This window comes from Stutzerimonas sp. KH-1 (assembly GCF_054483855.1).
Window position 1 is genome coordinate 3827354 of the sequence record NZ_CM137011.1, and the last position, 16996, is coordinate 3844349.

The 16996-nt window shown below is 67.1% G+C and carries 8 protein-coding genes and 1 pseudogene; 4 read left to right on the plus strand and 5 right to left on the minus strand.

Annotated features, from left to right (window positions below; all coding sequences use genetic code 11):
• Positions 1–77: 77 nt before the first annotated feature.
• Both ACX1DW_RS18440 and ACX1DW_RS18445 read right to left on the minus strand, forming a co-directional pair.
• Positions 78–242 (minus strand): hypothetical protein, encoded by a 165-nt coding sequence (locus ACX1DW_RS18440; RefSeq protein ID WP_172974191.1) that lies wholly within the window; start codon positions 240–242, stop codon positions 78–80.
• A 303-nt stretch (positions 243–545) separates the two neighbouring features.
• Positions 546–2131, minus strand: a pseudogene (locus tag ACX1DW_RS18445) (methyl-accepting chemotaxis protein).
• A 556-nt stretch (positions 2132–2687) separates the two neighbouring features.
• Here ACX1DW_RS18445 and ACX1DW_RS18450 point away from each other — a divergent pair.
• Both ACX1DW_RS18450 and ACX1DW_RS18455 read left to right on the plus strand, forming a co-directional pair.
• Positions 2688–3653, plus strand: coding sequence for a TAXI family TRAP transporter solute-binding subunit (locus ACX1DW_RS18450; protein WP_312172555.1), 966 nt, complete (start codon positions 2688–2690; stop codon positions 3651–3653).
• Between the two features lie 120 nt (positions 3654–3773).
• Positions 3774–6335 (plus strand): TRAP transporter permease, encoded by a 2562-nt coding sequence (locus ACX1DW_RS18455; RefSeq protein ID WP_267931471.1) that lies wholly within the window; start codon positions 3774–3776, stop codon positions 6333–6335.
• Positions 6336–6373: 38 nt separating this feature from the next.
• Here ACX1DW_RS18455 and ACX1DW_RS18460 read toward each other — a convergent pair whose 3' ends face one another.
• The 3 genes from ACX1DW_RS18460 to ACX1DW_RS18470 all read right to left on the minus strand — a co-directional run bounded on the left by ACX1DW_RS18460 (position 6374) and on the right by ACX1DW_RS18470 (position 9763).
• The gene (locus ACX1DW_RS18460) at positions 6374–7003 is read right to left on the minus strand and encodes a hypothetical protein (protein WP_063541137.1); all 630 of its coding nucleotides are present in this window, start codon (positions 7001–7003) and stop codon (positions 6374–6376) included.
• A 32-nt stretch (positions 7004–7035) separates the two neighbouring features.
• The gene (locus ACX1DW_RS18465; RefSeq protein WP_267931470.1) at positions 7036–8727 is read right to left on the minus strand and encodes a Na/Pi cotransporter family protein; all 1692 of its coding nucleotides are present in this window, start codon (positions 8725–8727) and stop codon (positions 7036–7038) included.
• A gap of 139 nt (positions 8728–8866) precedes the next feature.
• A complete protein-coding gene (locus tag ACX1DW_RS18470) occupies positions 8867–9763 on the minus strand; it encodes a cache domain-containing protein (protein WP_200597262.1) in 897 nt (298 codons plus the stop codon).
• Between the two features lie 236 nt (positions 9764–9999).
• Here ACX1DW_RS18470 and recC point away from each other — a divergent pair, with 236 nt between their 5' ends.
• Both recC and recB read left to right on the plus strand, forming a co-directional pair.
• On the plus strand, positions 10000–13425 hold the full coding sequence (gene recC, locus ACX1DW_RS18475; RefSeq protein ID WP_267931469.1) for an exodeoxyribonuclease V subunit gamma: 3426 nt from the start codon (positions 10000–10002) through the stop codon (positions 13423–13425).
• On the plus strand, positions 13422–16970 hold the full coding sequence (gene recB, locus ACX1DW_RS18480) for an exodeoxyribonuclease V subunit beta (RefSeq protein ID WP_458992097.1): 3549 nt from the start codon (positions 13422–13424) through the stop codon (positions 16968–16970). The genes recC and recB overlap by 4 nt, the downstream gene beginning before the upstream one ends.
• Positions 16971–16996: the final 26 nt, after the last annotated feature.

Here is a 16996-nt window from a genome sequence, read left to right on the forward strand (position 1 = left end):
AGCGGCGCGGCTTCTGTCGGCGCGCTCGCGGGATGCGGCGGGGCATCTTGTACGGCAGTCAGCTTACGAATCGGTGATCAGTCATCCTCCTTGCCGCCCGCATCGGTCTCCAGCTGCTCCAGCAGGTCGATCAGGCGTCGGCGCAGTTGGCCGAGTTCGCGCGACTTGAAGGAGCGGCGGGTGCGCTCCAAGACCTGAATGGTCTCTTCCAGGGCCTCGCGCAGGGTCTCTTCGGTCAGCATTGCTTGTTCTTCGTAGCGTCACATGCAGGTTGGGTGCCGTTTGTTCGCCCGGCGGTTCTGCCCTGACGGGGTTGGTCGAGGGCAAAAAAAAGGCGCCAGCCGTATGCACCCCTGATGGGATGTCACGGCTGGCGCCTTAGCTATCAGGTCCGGGTGTCCTGAGCGGTAAAGCAACTTTCGCAAAATGCGAAACTGGTGGCATTTTGCCTGTAGCCAAGTGTGGTAACAAGCCCGGCAAGCGCATTATGGCGCCGTTCCGGCAGCGCCCTGCGTCGCACCATTACGGGGCATCCTCGCCCTGCTTCAGGCACGTCGGCGGGTCCAGAACTGGTCCACCAGCATTTCCATCCGGCCGGCCAGCTCGGCGACGCCCGAGGCGCTTTGCCGGCTGCGCAGGCCGCTCTCCACGTGATGGTCCGAACCGCTGCGGATGCTCACGATGTTCTGGTTGATGTCCTCGCTCACCGCGCTCTGCTGCTCGACGGCCGCGGCAATCTGGATACTCATTTCGCTGATCTCGTTGACCCGACTATTGATGCCCTGCAGCGAGCGCGCCGCCTGTTCCGCCTGCTCGACGCTGTGCATGGCCTGCTCACGGCTGCGCTGCATGACCTCCACCGCCTGGCGTGCGCCGCCCTGCAGGGCGGCGATCATGCTGTTGATCTCCTGAGTCGACTGCTGGGTCCGCGATGCCAGGTTGCGCACTTCGTCGGCGACCACGGCGAAGCCGCGGCCCTGTTCACCCGCGCGTGCCGCCTCGATGGCGGCATTGAGGGCCAGCAGGTTGGTCTGCTCGGCAATGCCGCGGATGACGTCCAGCACCTTGGTGATGTCATTGCTGTGCATCTCCAGTTCGTGGATCACCTCACCGGCCTGCTGGATGTCCAGCGCCAGCTGGCCGATGGCGGCACCGGTGCGATTGACCACCTCGGTGCCGGTCGCGGCTTCGCTATCGGCACGGCTGGCGGCTTCGGCGGTGCGCTGTGCGTTGCTGGCCACCTCCTGCACGCTGACTGCCATCTGGTTGATCGCGGTGGCGACCTGGTCCGTCTCGACCTGCTGACGGGCAGCGCTCTGTGTGCTGCTCTCCATCGCGCCGAGCAGTTCCTTGGCGTGCTGGCTGAGCTGGCGGGACGCATCGCCGATGCGCCCGACCATGGCGCCGGCCTCGGTTTCCAGCATCTTCATGGCAAAGGCGATCTGACCGAAATCGTCGCGGCGGCCGGTATAGATCAGCTGGCCCACCGGGTTGTCGCCGATCCGCCGCGCCTGTTCGACGAGCCGTTGCAGGGGCGCCAGTGCGAGGTAGGCCAGGGTGCCGGCCGTCGTTGCGGCGACAGCCGTGGTGACCGCCGCGAATGCGAGACCCACACCACCCAGCAGCGCGCCGGCGAGCACGACGGGCGCGCTGCCCAGCGCCGCCAGTAGCGCGACGCGGCTGCGTACGCCCAGCGGGGCGCGCCGCAGTGCGGCCGGTGGGCGTTTTTCACGCAGCTGCGCATATAGCCGTTCGGCCGCAGCAATTTGTGCCGGTTGTGGTTTGGTCCTTACGGACTGGTACTCGACGACCCGCCCGTTGCGACTGATCGGCGTGACAAAGGCGCTGACCCAATAATGGTCACCGTTCTTGCAACGATTCTTCACCATGCCCATCCACGATCGGCCGCCGCGCACGGATGACCAGAGATCGCCGAAGGCTTCGGCGGGCATGTCCGGATGGCGGACGATGTTGTGATGCTGTCCGAGCAGTTCGTGCTCTTCGAATCCGCTGACGCGATGAAATCGGGATTCACGTAGGTGATGTCACCGTCGAGATCCGTGGTGGAGAGGATATTGGCGGTGTCGCTGATTGAAACGTCGCGGCCAGTGACCGGCAGGTTCATGCGCATGATTGGTCTCGTCAACAAGGCAAGGTGTTGTTCGGTTCCCCGGGCGCCTCTGCCGGCGCATCGGGATGCACCGTACCTTCCGTGTCGGTCTCGCCCTCTCGGCGATTCGCTTCCTGCTTCAGACGGCCCAGCGGGTCGTTCGGAACTTGTGTAGCGGTACAGCGGACACGGAAAACGCGCCAGCACGGGTTCGCTATGTCGACGGCCCTGTTGGCTTACCACCGCCCTGACAGATCAGGACGATGGCATGGTGATATCAGTCTCTATGGGCGCTCAATACGACTGAAGTCCTACTACCGTGGTCAGGCATATCAATATGGCTGAGCGCCAGCAATATTGTACATATTCTTTGAATTGTACAATGGCTGTACACAAAAAGTTCATCCCTGAGCGGCAACCCTGGTTCAACCGGCCGGTCCTAGCTAGGGATGCAGGGTAGGAACGGCACGCAGGTCGCGAAGGCTGTTGCCGACGCCGACGCCTGCTAGACTCAAGTTCCGCGCAGACTCACAAGGGATGCCCGGGAATCCGAAAACAACCAAAAAGGAGTGCATCCATGAAAGGCAAATCCTTGGCATGGATCTTTACCGCTGCTCTGGCGGGAACAGGCCTGAGCGCAGTGGCACAGGCGCAAGAGAAGTTCGTCACCATCGGCACCGGCGGCCAGACCGGCGTTTATTACGTTGCCGGGCAATCGATCTGCCGCTTCGTCAACCGCAACGCGGAAGACATCAAGTGCAACGCGCCGGCGAGCGGCGGCGGCGTGGCCAACGTCAACGGCCTGCGCAGCGGCGAGTTCAACTTCGGCATCATGCAGTCGGACCATCAGTACAAGGCGATGGAAGGCGTGGCGCCGTTCGAGAAAGAAGGCAAGATGGACGACATCCGTGCCGTCTTTTCGCTGCAGAGCGAAGTCTTCACCGTGCTGGCGCGTCGCGACGCCAACATCAAGGGCCTCGATGATCTGAAGGGCAAGCGCGTCAACATCGGTAACCCCGGCTCCGGCCAGCGCGACACCCTCGAAGAAATCATGAAGGAAAAGGGCTGGGACAAGTCGGCCTTCGCCCTCGCCGCCGAACTGAAGCCGGCCGAGCAGGCCAGCGCGCTGGGCGACAACAACATCGACGCCATGACCTACTTCGTCGGTCATCCGAATGGCGCGATCCAGGAAGCCACCACCACCGTCGATGCGGTCCTGGTGCCGATCACCGGCCCGGAAATCGACAAGCTGCTGGCTGCCAAGAGCTACTACACCAAGGCCGAGATCCCCGGCGGCCTGTACAAGGGCAACGACCAGCCGACGCAGTCCATCGGCGGCAAGGCCGTGCTGTCCACTACCGCCAAGGTCGATGCCGAAGTGGTCTACCAGCTGGTGAAGTCGGTGTTCGAGAACATCGAGCGCTTCCAGCGTCTGCACCCGGCATTCAAGGATCTCAAGCCGGAAGAGATGATCGAAGTCGGCCTGAGCGCGCCGCTGCATGAAGGCGCCGAGCGTTACTACAAGGAACGCGGCTGGCTGTAAGGCTCAGCAGGGCCGCGTCGCGGACGCGGCCCTGCTCGTCGATGCCTTAGCCGAAAACCCGTGCGCCCCATGGCCACGGGTTTTCGCGGTTCCGTTACCTGAAAAAACAGGCCTCAATTCATGCAAGACAAACAACTGTCCACCGAGGAACTGATCGCCCAGGATGTCGGTGCGCGCCTGCCCGAAGGCCCGATGGCCGCGGTCATCGCCGGGCTGGCGCTGCTCTGGTCGTTGTTCCAGCTGTGGATCGCCTCGCCGCTGCCCTTCGTACTCGGCTTCGGCGTGCTGAACGACACCGAGACCCGCTCGATCCATCTGGCATTCGCGCTGCTGCTGGCGTTTCTGGCCTATCCGGCCTTCAAGAAATCGCCGAGAGACCGCGTCCCGCTGTTCGACATCGCCTTGGGGCTGATCGCTGCCGCGACTGCCGCCTACCTGTTCATCGCTTACGAGCAACTGGCGCAGCGACCCGGCAACCTGACCACCATGGACCTGATCACGGCCTGCCTCGGCATTCCGCTGCTGCTGGAAGCCACGCGCCGTGCCCTCGGCCCGCCATTGGCAATCATCGCCCTGATATTTCTGGTCTACAGCGTCGCCGGCCCCTGGATGCCCGGCCTGCTCGCCCACCGTGGGGTCAGCTTCACCGCGCTGGCCAACCACCAGTGGATCACCACCGAAGGCGTGTTCGGCATCGCGCTCGGTGTCTCCACCAGCTTCGTCTTTCTCTTCGTATTGTTCGGCGCGCTGCTCGAACGCGCTGGTGCGGGTCATTATTTCATTCAGCTGGCGTTCAGCATGCTCGGGCATTTTCGTGGCGGCCCGGCCAAGGCCGCGGTCGTGGCGTCGGGCATGACCGGACTGATTTCCGGCTCGTCGATCGCCAACGTGGTGACCACCGGCACCTTCACCATCCCGATGATGAAACGCACCGGCTTCTCCGCGGAAAAGTCCGGCGCGGTGGAAGTCGCCTCGTCGGTCAACGGCCAGATCATGCCGCCGGTGATGGGCGCTGCGGCGTTCCTGATGGTCGAGTACGTCGGCATTCCCTACGTCGAGGTCATCAAGCATGCGTTCCTGCCAGCGCTGATCTCCTATATCGCGCTGGTCTACATCGTGCACCTGGAGTCGCTCAAGCTGGGCCTGACTGCGCTGCCGCGAGCCAACGTGGCCAAGCCCTGGATGCAGCGGCTGATCGGCTTCGCGTTCGGTGCCGCGCTGATTTCGGGGCTGTCGCTGGGCGTCTATTACGGCCTCGGCTGGCTCAAGCCAGCGCTGGGCGACTCGGCGCTGTGGGTGATCGGGGCGCTGTTGGCGCTGGTCTACCTGGCACTGCTGAAGGTGGCAGCAAGCAACCCGCCGCTGCCCGCCGAAGACCCCGACGCGCCACTCGAGGCGCTGCCGCAGACCCGCCCGGTGCTGCTCTCCGGCCTGCACTTCCTGCTACCGGTGGTGGTGCTGGTCTGGTGCCTGATGATCGAACGGCTGTCACCCGGCCTCTCGGCATTCTGGGGCTCGGTGATGCTGGTGATCATCCTGCTCACGCAGCGCCCGCTGCTGTCGATGCTGCGCAAGGACGGCGCCCACGAGCACGGCACCTTCCTGGACGGCGTGGTCGATCTGCGCGAGGGCCTGATCGCCGGTGCGCGCAACATGATCGGCATCGGTATCGCCACCGCGGCGGCGGGCATCATCGTCGGCGCCGTCTCGCAGACCGGCGTCGGCCTGGTGCTGGCTGACCTGGTCGAGCTGCTGTCGATGGGCAACCTGCTGCTGATGCTGCTGCTCACCGCCTTCCTTAGCCTGATCCTCGGCATGGGCCTGCCGACCACCGCCAACTACATCGTGGTATCCAGCCTGCTGGCGCCAGTGATCGTGGCGCTGGGGCAGCAGAACGGCCTGATCGTGCCGTTGATCGCGGTACACCTGTTCGTCTTCTATTTCGGCATCATGGCCGACGTGACGCCGCCGGTGGGGCTGGCCTCGTTCGCTGCCGCCGCAGTGTCCAAGGGCGATCCGATCAAGACCGGTATCACTGCCTTTTACTACAGCCTGCGCACGGCGGCGCTGCCGTTCCTGTTCATCTTCAACACCGACCTGCTGCTGATCGATGTGGACTTCTGGCACGGCGTGCTGATCTTCGTCGTGGCGACCATCGCCATGCTGATCTTCGCCGCCGGCACCCAGGGCTACTTCTTGGTGCGCAGCCGCTGGTACGAAAGCCTGCTGTTGCTGCTGGTGGCATTCACCCTGTTCCGACCGGGCTTCTGGATGGACATCATCCACGACCCCTACCGCGACCTCGAGCCGACCGAACTGGTGCAGGCACTGGAGCGGGTGGAGGAGGACAGCCAGCTGCGCCTGCGCGTGCTGGGTGAGGATGATGTCGGCGATCCGCGCGAGTTCGTCGTGCTGCTGGCGATTCCCGACGGTGAGAGCGGCGAGGAAAAGCTCGAGAAGATCGGCCTGATGACCTATGTCGAGGAGGGCAAGGTGCTGGTCGACAGCGTGACCTTCGGCAGCCCGGCGGCCGAGGCGGGTCTGGAATTCGACCAGCAGATCCTCAGGGTGCGCGCGCCGACCGATCGCTGGCCGAAGGAATTCATGTGGATTCCGGGCTTCCTGCTGTTCGCGCTGATCGTCTGGCTGCAACGGCGGCGCTTGGCGCAGCAGGGCCGTTGAACGGGTGCGCCGGCGGGCACAGCGATGTGCCCGCCGGCCTAACCGATGTGCTCGACCATCCAGCCGCGCACCTGACGGCGCTCGCGTCGGGTGCACAGCTGGCGGGTGAGCGGACTGTCGGGTAGCAGCTCGGCGCCGTCCAGGGTAAAGCGGCGGGATACGCCCAGCGGATGGCGGTCCGAGCCATAGAAGGCCACCACGCGGATCTCCATGCCCAGAAACTGCCATTCGCCTTCCGGCTGGTGCCCGCGCAAGTCGATGCCATGCTGCTCGGCTGCCCGTCGCAGCAATGCCTGGAAGCTGCCGATGTGGGTGAAATCACCGCTGCGCAGCGGGCCCTGGTGGGTGGTCTGGTACAGCGCCAGATCGGGCGTCGCCTCATCTTCCTGACTTTCGCGGATATCGGTTACGTCGCCGAGCAGGCGGCCGCGGTTGGTATCCAGGCAGATCAGCACCTGATTGATGAACATCGGTTCGGCGCTCATGTTGGAGATCAGGCACAGCGAGGTTAGCCCCTTGCCGGCGCCGCGATTGATGATCAGGTTGGGTCGCCGCTGGCGCTTGAAGTTGGCCAGCAGCAGGTGCGCATAGAAGAGCCAGACCAGCAGTGTGCAGGTGGAAACCACCAGCGTGAGCAGCGGCTGATATTCGCGAACCCAGTCGAGCATAGGGGCCTCGTTGCGGATTGAAGCGGCTGCGGTCAGCCGGTGGGATGCGCGCGGCCTGGCAGCGGATGGTCCAAGGCGCGGTCGTCCGCTCGCGCCTCGGCAGACCGCCGCGTGTCGAGCGCAGCTGCCTCCAGCGCGGCATGCGCGGTGCTGCAGAACAGCGAGTTGAGCCGTTTCATGTCGGCGATGAGCTCCAGGTGCGCCGAGCTGGTCTGCAGGCTCTCGCTGACGCCGTGATGCAGACGTTCCACATGCGCGTGCGCCATGCGGCGCTCGCTGCGGCGGAATTCGCGCTTGTGCTGGAGCAGTTGGCGGGCGCCGTTGGCATCGCCGGAAAGGAACACCGAGAGCCCTAGGCGCAGGTTGGCTAGCAGCTGCTCGAGCAGCGTCTGCAACTCTTCCAGGCCCTGTTCGGAAAATGGCCGGCGGGTCGAGGTTTTCAGGTCGCGAAGCTTGCCCAGCATGTGTTCGGCGCTGTCGCCGGCCTGTTCCAGATTGATCGCCAGCTCGATGATCTCCGCCCAGCGGCGCTGCTCGTCCTCGGCGAGGTCGTCGCGAGGCATGCGTGCCAGATAAAGCTTCACGGCGTTGTAGAGCGCATCGACATCGTCATCCAGGCGACGGATTTCTTCGCCGGGCTCGGGGCGGTCCTCGCGCAGCGCTTCTAGCAGGCGCGCCAGCATCTGCTCGACCAGATCGCCGATACGCAACGTCTCCCGCGTGGCGTTGGCCAGGGCCAGACTCGGCGTTTCCAGTGCCGCCGGGTCCAGGTGCCGTGGCTGGGCCACGCCGCCGTCCGTTTGCCGCTCCGGCAGCAGGTTTTCGCACAGGTGGGCCATCGCCGGCACGGTGGGCAACAGCAGCAGGCAGCGCAGGCTGTTGTAGGCGAGATGGAAGCCGATCACCTGTGTCTGGGTGCTGAAGCCGAACCCGCCCATCCAGGTCACCAGCGGTTCGAGAAACGGCAGCACGGCCAGTCCGGCCAGTTTGTACAGCAGGTTGCCAAGGGCCACGCGGCGCGCCGGCACCGGTTGCAGGCTGGCGTTGAGCCAGGCGAGCAGGCCGCTGCCGACATTGGCCCCGATGACCACCCCCAGTGCCACCGGTAGACCGATAAGGCCGGCACCGGCCAGGGTGGCGATCAGCAGGACTGCGGCAAGGCTGGAATAGGACAGCAGCGCGAACACCGCGCCGACGACGACCGCCAGCAGCGTATCGCCGGCCAGCGAGGAGAACAGCACACGCATGCCGCGCGCTTCGGTGATTGGCGCCGCAGCCTGAACGATCAGCTGCAGGGCAAGAATGATCAGCCCCATGCCGATCAGCACGCGTCCTAGCTGGCCGCTGCGGCTCTGCTTGCGCGACAGGAATAAACACACACCCAGCAGCGTCAGCAACGGCGACAGCCAGGACAGGTCCATCGTCAGTACCCGTGCCATGAGTGCGGTGCCGACATCCGCGCCGAGCATGATCGCCAGGGCGGTGGGTAGCGCCATCAGGCCTTGGGCGACGAACGAGATGACCAGCAGTGCGGTGGCGTTACTGCTCTGTACCAGGGCCGTAACGCCGATGCCGGCGCCGAACGCCAGCGGCGTGTGGCCCATGCTCCGCCCCAGCAATCGCCGCAGATGCGAGCCGTACACGCGCATGATGCCGGTGCGCACGATGTGCGTACCCCACACCAACAGGGCGATGGACGACAACAGGTGCAGCAGGGTCAGCATCGTTCGGGGCTCCTTCCCCGGCGAGCGGCAACGACAAAGTTCTGCGTCACAAGGACGCAGAACTGCACCGGGGATATCCGATTGACCCTGACCTGCCGGGCACGTTCACCGAAACGTCACGTGCCGGGGCGCGCTCCCCTCAGGGGCGGGTGTAGTAGCCAACCCCAAGCAGCACGTCATCGACCCGCTGGATCAGCGAATGCTTCTGCTCGACGGCGTTGGTCGCCGGGTTGCGCCAGACGTAGTCGACCGTGCCGGAACCCTGCTTGCGCGCCAGCTCGATCATGTCCTTGAACAGCGGCTTGCCGGCGGCATCGGTGACGTTGCGCACGTCGACGCCCACCAGGTTCGGCGAGCTGCCGCTGGCGCGATAGCGACCATCGTCCAGGCCGATCGCGAAAACATACTCGTCGTTGTAGACAAAGCCGCCACGCGGATCGTTGAAACTGCGGAAGGCTGCCTCGGCGCCCTTGTCCTTGACCTGCTGCACGGCACGTTCGAGCAGCGCCTGGGCCTGCTCGGCGGTGGCGCGGGGGATGTAGTAGCCGACGCAGAGCACATGGTCGCCGACCTTGCGGAACTGGCTGACCTTGTTCTCCAGCTTGTTATCGGCCGGGTTGAGCCACTGATACTCGACCTCTCCGCTGTCCTGGCGCGTCGACTTGTCGAGAATCTCGCGCATGAACGGCTTGCCGGCGGCATCCTTGAGATCGCCGACGTTAAGTCCCACCAGGCTGGCCGATGGGCCGCTGCTGGCCTGCATGGTGCCGTCCTCGCCGAGCACGAAGATGTAGTACTGGCCGCGGGCGAATTCGCCGTTGCGGTCGTTGAAGGTGGCCAGGGCCTGTTCCGGGCCCTTGGCCTGGTAGGTCAGCACGGCCTGGTCGAGCAGGGCGCGGGCGTTGCTGGCGTGGCTGCGCTCCACCGAGCCGAGGGTCCGCTCGCGGGCCGCTTCCTCGGCCTGCAACGTGAACGGTACGGCGCCCAGCGTGGCGCAGATGGATAGGACGAGCAGCTTCTTGCGGTTCCGGTACATGAACGACTCCTGCGCTTGTGACGGGCGACGAAGCGGCCGCCCCTCGATCCCATGCTAGGCAGCAATCGCGGAATTGATATTGGTCGTGAGAAGCAGAAAGGCAGCGCGAAAGGATGAGAAAAGGCCCTGGGCGGCGCGACAGGAGCTGTCGCACGGCAAGTGCAAACTGGCCTCGCCGGCTCGCTCCCTCATCTGGCGGCCTGTAACCTAGCGACTTCTGTTCACGCGGTGCGCCCATGCTCAGCCTCTACCACGCCCCTGATCTCGAAACCCTCGGCGAACTGGCCACCACGCTGCTCGCCCAGCCGCTGGCCGACCCCTTCGCGCCGGCGCAGGTGGTGGTGCCGAGCCAGGGCATGGGCCGCTGGCTGACCCTGGAGCTGGCGCGCCGGCAGGGCATCGCCATGCAGCTCGAGCTGCAGCTGCCGGCGGCGTTTGTCTGGGACCTGAGCCGCACGGTGCTGGGCAGCCTGCCCGAGCAGTCGGCGTTCTCCCCGACCACCCTGACCTGGCGCCTCTACGGCTGGCTGTGCGAGCCGGCCAACCTCGAACTGGCGCCGCGCCTGGCGCAGTACCTCGATGGTGGCGACGAGCGCCGTCGGCTATCACTGGCGGCGAAGATCGCCGACGTTTTCGACCAGTACCTGCTCTATCGCGACGACTGGCTGGCGGCCTGGGAGCGTGGCGAAACCCTCGACCTCGGTCCCGACGAAGCCTGGCAGGCGCTGCTCTGGCGCGAGCTGACCAAGGACGGCCACCCGCACCGCGCGCGCCTGCTCGGCGACCTGCTGCAGCGCCTGTACCGCGACGAGCCGCTGCCGGACCTCCCCGAGCGCCTGCTGGTGTTCGGCATCAGCAGCCTGCCGCCGCACCATCTTCGTGTGCTCGACGGCCTGGCGCGGCATATCGACGTGGTGGTCTGCGCGCTCAACCCGAGCCGCGAGGCGTGGGGCGAGATTCGCGATATCCGCGAGCTGGCACGGCAGCTTCCTTCTTCCGGACGGCTGGGGAGCGTCGCGAGCGAAGAGCAGGCGAGGCAAAACCCGGCGAGGGAGCGGAGTGTACAGGCCGTACATGAGCATCCGACCGGGCTGGCGCTCCAGTTGGGTTTTAACGAAGCCTCCTCGAGCGCAGTAGCTCCCCAGCCGTCCGGCGCGGATGACTGGTATCTGGACGTCGGCCATCCGCTGCTGGCGAGTCTCGGCAAGCAGGGCCGCGACTTTTTCGACTCGCTGTTCAGCCTGACCGCCAGCGAGGGCAGTCAGGAATTCGGCCTGTATTCCGAAGACGAGGACCTGCACGACGACAGCCTGCTGCATGCCTTGCAGAACGACATCCTGCGCCTGCGCACCCGCCTGCCCGATGAGCGGATCACTCTGGCCGAGAACGACCGTTCGCTGGAGGTGCATATCGCCCACTCGCCGCTGCGCGAGGTGGAAATCCTCCATGACCAGCTGCTGGCGCGCTTCGCCGCCGACCCGGCGCTGACGCCGGATCAGGTGGTGGTGCTGACCCCCGACATCGAACGTTATGCGCCCTTCATCGAGGCGGTGTTCGCCCCGCGCGAGGGCAGCCCGCGGATTCCCTACAGCCTCGCCGACCGCAGCCTGCGCGCCGAGGTGCCGCTGATCGAGGCCTTTCTCGAACTGCTGTTGCTGGCGCAGAGCCGTTTCGCCGCCGAGGAAATCCTCGCCTGGCTGGAACAGCCGGCCATCGCCCGCCGCGCCGGCATCGAGAGCGAAGACTTGCCGCTGCTGCGTGACTGGCTGCGCGAGGCCGGCGTGCGCTGGGGCCGCGATGGCGAGCAGCGCGCACGGTTGGGGCTGCCGGCCGAATCAGCCTTTACCTGGCGCCAGGGGCTGGACCGCCTGCTGCTGGGCTTCGCTGCACCGCCGCAGCTGGCCGGCGACCGCGCGCCCTTGCTTGGCGAGCACTGGCCGCTGGACGCGCTGGAAGGCGCGCGCGGGCAGTTGCTCGGGCGATTGGTGGGCTTCGTCGAGCGGCTCGGCAGCCTGGCCGATCAACTGGCTCGGCCGCGCCCGCTGGCCGAGTGGGCGGATGACCTGCAAGTGCTGATCGATACGCTGTTCGACGAGCGCGAGGCCGGCGAGACGCTGCTGCTGCTCTCCCAGGCCTGCGCCGCCCTGCGCGATCAGGCCCAGGCCGCCGACCTCACCCGGCCCATCGAGCTGGAACTGGTGCACCAGCAGCTCAGCGCCGCGTTGCAGCAGGGCGGCGGCGCCTCCGGCTTTCTCACCGGTGCGGTGACCTTCTGCACCATGGTGCCGATGCGCAGCCTGCCGTTCCGCGTGGTCTGCCTGCTCGGCCTGGACGATGGCGCCTTCCCGCGGCGCACGCCGCCGTCGGGCTTCGACCTGATCGGCCGACATCCGCGCCGTGGCGACCGGGCGCGGCGCCTCGACGACCGCTACCTGCTGCTGGAGACGCTGCTCTCGGCGCGCCAGGCGCTGTACCTGTCCTATGTCGGCCGCGACCCGCGCGACAACGCCGTGCTGCCGCCCTCGGTACTGCTCAGCGAGGTACTGGAGGCGGTGGACATGACCGCCGTGCTGGCCGACGGGGCGCGGCCGGTCAGCCAGAAGATCCTCATCGCGCATCCGCTGCAGCCGTTCTCGCCGCGTAATTTCGGCGAAGCGCCCTGTGCCGGCTATTCGCTGCCCTGGTTCCGCGCCGCCCAGCGCCTGGCCGAGCCACCACAGGCGCAGGCGCAACCCTTCGCCAGCCTGCTCGCCGAACCCGATGAGGCCTGGCTGACCATCGAGCCGTCGCAGCTGCTGCAGTGCTTCCGCCACCCGGCGCGCTTCCTGCTCGAACAGCGCCTCGGTCTGCGCCTGGCCGATGACCAGGAAACGCTTGCCAGCGACGAACCGTTCGACCTGGAAATGCCGGCCTGGAACGGCCTGCGCCGCCTGTCGCTGCAAGCGATGGAGCAGGGCTGGAGCGACGAGGAGGAGCGGCGCATGGCCTGCGCGGCGGGCTGGCTGCCCACCGGCGAGCTGGGCCAGGCGCTGTGGGGCAAACTGCGCGGACCGGTGCGTGCCTTTGCACCGCGGCTGTTCGAACTGCGCCCGGACGCCGTGCCCGAGCCGCTGCCGGTGGATATCACCCTGGCCGGCGTGCGCGTGCATGGCTGGCTCGATGGCGTGACGCCGGGCGGGCTGTTCGGCTGGAAGCTCGGCCGCCTCGGCGAATGGGACCTGCCGCCGTTCTGGCTGCGCCACCTGCTGCTCAACCTGTGCGCCACGCCCGGCATCGAGCGCCACAGCCTGATGCTTTCGCCGGCCGGTGACTGGCAGCTGGGGCCGCTGGCCAACGCCGCCGAGCTGCTGGAGCCCTGGCTGGTGGCCTACCGCAGCGCGATCCGCGAGCCGCTGCCGCTGTTGCCGCGCAGCAGCCAGGCGTTCGCCCGCGGCTACCGCAAGCCGAGCCGCGGCAGCGAGCCGCTGGACTGCGCCCGCAAGCGCGCCCGCGAAGCCTGGCTCGGCGCCGAGTTCAGCCCCATTGCCGCCGAAGCCGAAGACCCCTGGAACGCCTTGGCCTTCCGCGATCGCGATCCGCTGGACGAGCGTTTCGAAACCCTGGCCGAACAGCTGATCGGCCCAGCCCTGGATGCCCTGGCCGATGAGGAGCAGGAAGAATGAAACTCGACCTCCTCGACTCGCCCTTCGACGGCCGCTCGCTGATCGAAGCCAGCGCCGGCACCGGCAAGACCTGGACGCTCACCGCGCTCTATGCGCGTCTGCTGCTGGAGCGCCAGCTCTCGGTGGGGCAGATTCTGGTGGTCACCTACACCACCGCCGCCACCGCCGAGCTGCGCGAGCGCATCCGCGCGCGACTGGCCGATCTGCTGGCGGTTTATGACGGCACGCCGAGCAGCGATGACTTCCTCAATCGCCTGCACGCCCGCTATCCGGACGACGCCTCGCGGCGGCGCCTGTTGCTGGCGGTGCACGGCTTCGACGAGGCGGCGATCTTCACCATCCACGGCTTCTGTCAGCGTGCCCTGCAGGACGCGGCCTTCGAGGCCGGCGGCGACTTCGACAGCGAGCTGACCGCCGATGACCGCGAGATCATCGATGCGCTGCTCGCCGACGCCTGGCGCAGCGAGCTGGCCGATGCCGACCCGGCCTGGGCACGCTTCCTGGCCAAGAGCCGGATCACTCCGCAGTGGTTGCGCCAGCGCCTGCGCAGTCATCTGGGCAAGCCCTATCTGCGGGTCGAACCGCAGGGTGCGCCGGTCGCGGCCGATCTGCGCCCGGTCGAGGCGGCCTGGCAGCGGGCTGCCGAGTTGTGGAAGCAGGCGGGTAGCGCCTGGGTCGCCGAATTGCTGGCGCATGGCGGGCTCAGCCAGAGCACGCACAAGAACGTCAAGTTTGCGCCATGGCAGGCGGAACTGGATGCCTATTTCGCCGATCCGGCGGTGATGTTCGACCTGCCCGAGGGCGCGGCGAAGTTCGGCGTGCGCGCCCTGAGCAAGGCCTGCAAGAAGGGCTTCGACGCGCCGGTGTGCGAGCTGGCCCAGGCCCTGGACGAGCTGGCCGATCAGGTGGCCGACGCACTGCCAGCGGGCAAGCAGCGGCTGATCGCCCTTCAAGTGGCGCTGCTCGAGCGGATTAACCGAGAGTTGCCTGAACGCAAGGCGGCGCAGCGGCTGCTGGCCTTCGACGACCTGCTGAATCGTCTGGATCAGGCACTGCAAGGCCCGGTCGGCGAGGACCTGGCGGCCTCGCTGCGTGCGACCTATCCGCTGGCGCTGATCGACGAGTTCCAGGACACCGACCCGATTCAGTACGCCATCTTCGACCGCATCTATGCCAAGGGCCGTGATGCCTCGCTGTGCTTCGTCGGCGACCCCAAGCAGGCGATCTACGCCTTCCGCGGCGCGGACCTGGCCACTTACATGACGGCCAAGCAACAGGCCGATCGCGAGCCCTTCAACCTGCCGACCAACTACCGCTCGACGCCCGAGCTGATCGCCGCGCTCAACCAGCTGTTCGACCATCCGCAGCCGTTCGCCCAACCCGACCTGCGTTATCCAGCAGTAGGCGCGGCCGACAAGCCGCGTGCGAGCCTGCGTCTGGCAGAGGAGGGCGAGGCGGCGCCGCTGACGCTGGTCTGGCTCGGCGACGATCCGCTGGGCAAGGCCGAGGCCACGCAGCTGGCCGCGGCCGACACGGCGCGACGCATCGCCGTGCAGCTGGCCGCCGCCGCCGAGGGCCGCGCCGGCTTCGCGCAGGGCGACCGGTTCACCCCACTCAAGGGTGGCGATATCGCCGTGCTGGTGGCCAATCACCGCCAGGCCGGGATGATCGCCGACGAGCTGGCCGCGCGTGGCGTGCCCAGCGTGCGCCGCGGGCGCGACAGCGTCTGGCGCAGCGAAGAAGCCGGCGAACTCGCCGCGGTGCTTGCCGCCTATGCCGAGCCGGGACGCGAGGGTCTGCTGCGGCATGCCCTGGCGACGCGCCTGCTGGGCCGCAGCGCCGCCGATCTCGCCCGCTGCCAGGATGACCAGCATGAATGGGACGCCGAGCGCGAAGCCGCCGAGCGCTACCACCAGCTCTGGCAGCAGCAGGGCTTCATGCGCGTGTTCCGCGCCTGGCTCGACGAGCAGGCGGTGGCCGAACGCCTGTTGACTCGGGTCGACGGTGAGCGTCGGCTGACCAACCTCTTGCACCTCGGTGAATTGCTGCAGGCCGAGAGCCTGCTGCGGCCCGGGCTCGAGCCGCTGCTCGCCTGGTTCAACGCCCAGCGCGGCAGCGAAGGCGCCGGTGAGGAAGCGCTGCTGCGCCTGGAAAGCGATGCAGAACGGGTGCAGATCGTCACCATCCACACCAGCAAGGGTCTGGAATACCCCTTGGTGTTCTGCCCGTTTCTCTGGGACGGCAAGCTGCTCGGCAAGAACCAGGACAGTGCCCGTTGTCACGATGCCGATGGCCAGCCGCTGCTGGACCTGGGCAGCGGCGAACTGGAGGACAACCTCGAACGCGCCCGTCAGGAGGTGTTCGCCGAACAGCTGCGGCTGGCCTACGTCGCTCTGACCCGCGCGCGTGACCGGCTCTGGCTGCACTGGGGGCCGGTGAGCCTGCCCAAGGCGAAGAAGGATGGCAGTCTGCCCGACGAAGGCCTGCACAGCAGCGCCCTGGCCTGGCTGCTGCACGGCCGCGAACTGCCGGGCGAGCAGCCACTGACGGAGCTGGGCAACCACCTGGCTGGCCTCAACGGCGGTAGCCTGCGTCTGGCCATCGAGCGGCTGGTCGCCACGAGCGACGGACGCATGGCCTGCCTGCCGCTCGAGTCGCGTGAGGCCAGCACCCAGGGCAGCAGCCGCGCAGCGCCGCCCGAGCAGCTGGCGCAGCTCAACCGCAGCCTCTACAGCGCCTGGCGCATCGGCAGCTTCTCCGGCCTCGCCGCTGGCATGCACATGGAGGCGCCGGACCGCGACGCCCTGGCGATGCCCGATGCCGGCGAGCCGGGCAGCGGCTTCTTCGCCTTCCCACGCGGCGCTCGGGCCGGTACCTGTCTGCATGCCATCCTCGAGGACTGGGCGCGGGGCAAGGGTGAGCTGACCCAGCTGGTCGAGCCGGCGCTCAAGGCCTACGGCTTGCCCCTGGACTGGCGGGACATCGCCACGGCTCAGCTGGAGCGGGTGCTGCAGACCGATCTGGACGGCGCCGGGTTGACCCTCGCCAGCCTGCAGGCCGCGCGCCGGCTGCCGGAGCTGGGCTTCACCTTCCCGGTGCGCGAGCTGGACGTGGTGCGCCTGCGCGCCTTGCTGACCAACCCGGCCAACGGGCTGGCCGCACCGCTGCGCGAGGCCGCAGCGCGGCTTGAATTCGACAGCCTCAAGGGCTTTCTCAAAGGCTTTATCGACCTGACCTTCGAGCACGGCGGCCGCTGGTTCATCGCCGACTACAAGTCCAACTGGCTCGGCCCGGACGCCAGCTACTACGGCGGCGAGCGGCTGCTGCAGGCGCTGGCCGGCGAGCATTACTACCTGCAGTACCTGATCTATCTGGTGGCGCTGCGCCGCTTCCTGCGTCAGCGCCTGGCAGATTTTCGCGACGAGCAGCTGGGCGGCGCCTTCTACCTGTTCCTGCGCGGCATGCCCGAGGCCGGCGTCTACTTCGCGCGACCGGACGATGCGCTGCTCGATGCGCTGGATCGACTGTTCGAGGAGGGACGGTGATGCAGGCCCGTTCCGGTGCCATCGCT

Excerpts from the sequence above, each read along its gene's own strand:
- recB (WP_458992097.1), top strand. The coding sequence starts at position 13,422 with ATGAAACTCGACCTCCTCGACTCGCCCTTCGACGGCCGCTCGCTGATC.
- ACX1DW_RS18450 (WP_312172555.1), top strand. The coding sequence starts at position 2,688 with ATGAAAGGCAAATCCTTGGCATGGATCTTTACCGCTGCTCTGGCGGGA.
- ACX1DW_RS18440 (WP_172974191.1), bottom strand. The coding sequence starts at position 242 with ATGCTGACCGAAGAGACCCTGCGCGAGGCCCTGGAAGAGACCATTCAG.
- ACX1DW_RS18455 (WP_267931471.1), top strand. The coding sequence starts at position 3,774 with ATGCAAGACAAACAACTGTCCACCGAGGAACTGATCGCCCAGGATGTC.
- recC (WP_267931469.1), top strand. The coding sequence starts at position 10,000 with ATGCTCAGCCTCTACCACGCCCCTGATCTCGAAACCCTCGGCGAACTG.
- ACX1DW_RS18470 (WP_200597262.1), bottom strand. The coding sequence starts at position 9,763 with ATGTACCGGAACCGCAAGAAGCTGCTCGTCCTATCCATCTGCGCCACG.
- ACX1DW_RS18465 (WP_267931470.1), bottom strand. The coding sequence starts at position 8,727 with ATGCTGACCCTGCTGCACCTGTTGTCGTCCATCGCCCTGTTGGTGTGG.
- ACX1DW_RS18460 (WP_063541137.1), bottom strand. The coding sequence starts at position 7,003 with ATGCTCGACTGGGTTCGCGAATATCAGCCGCTGCTCACGCTGGTGGTT.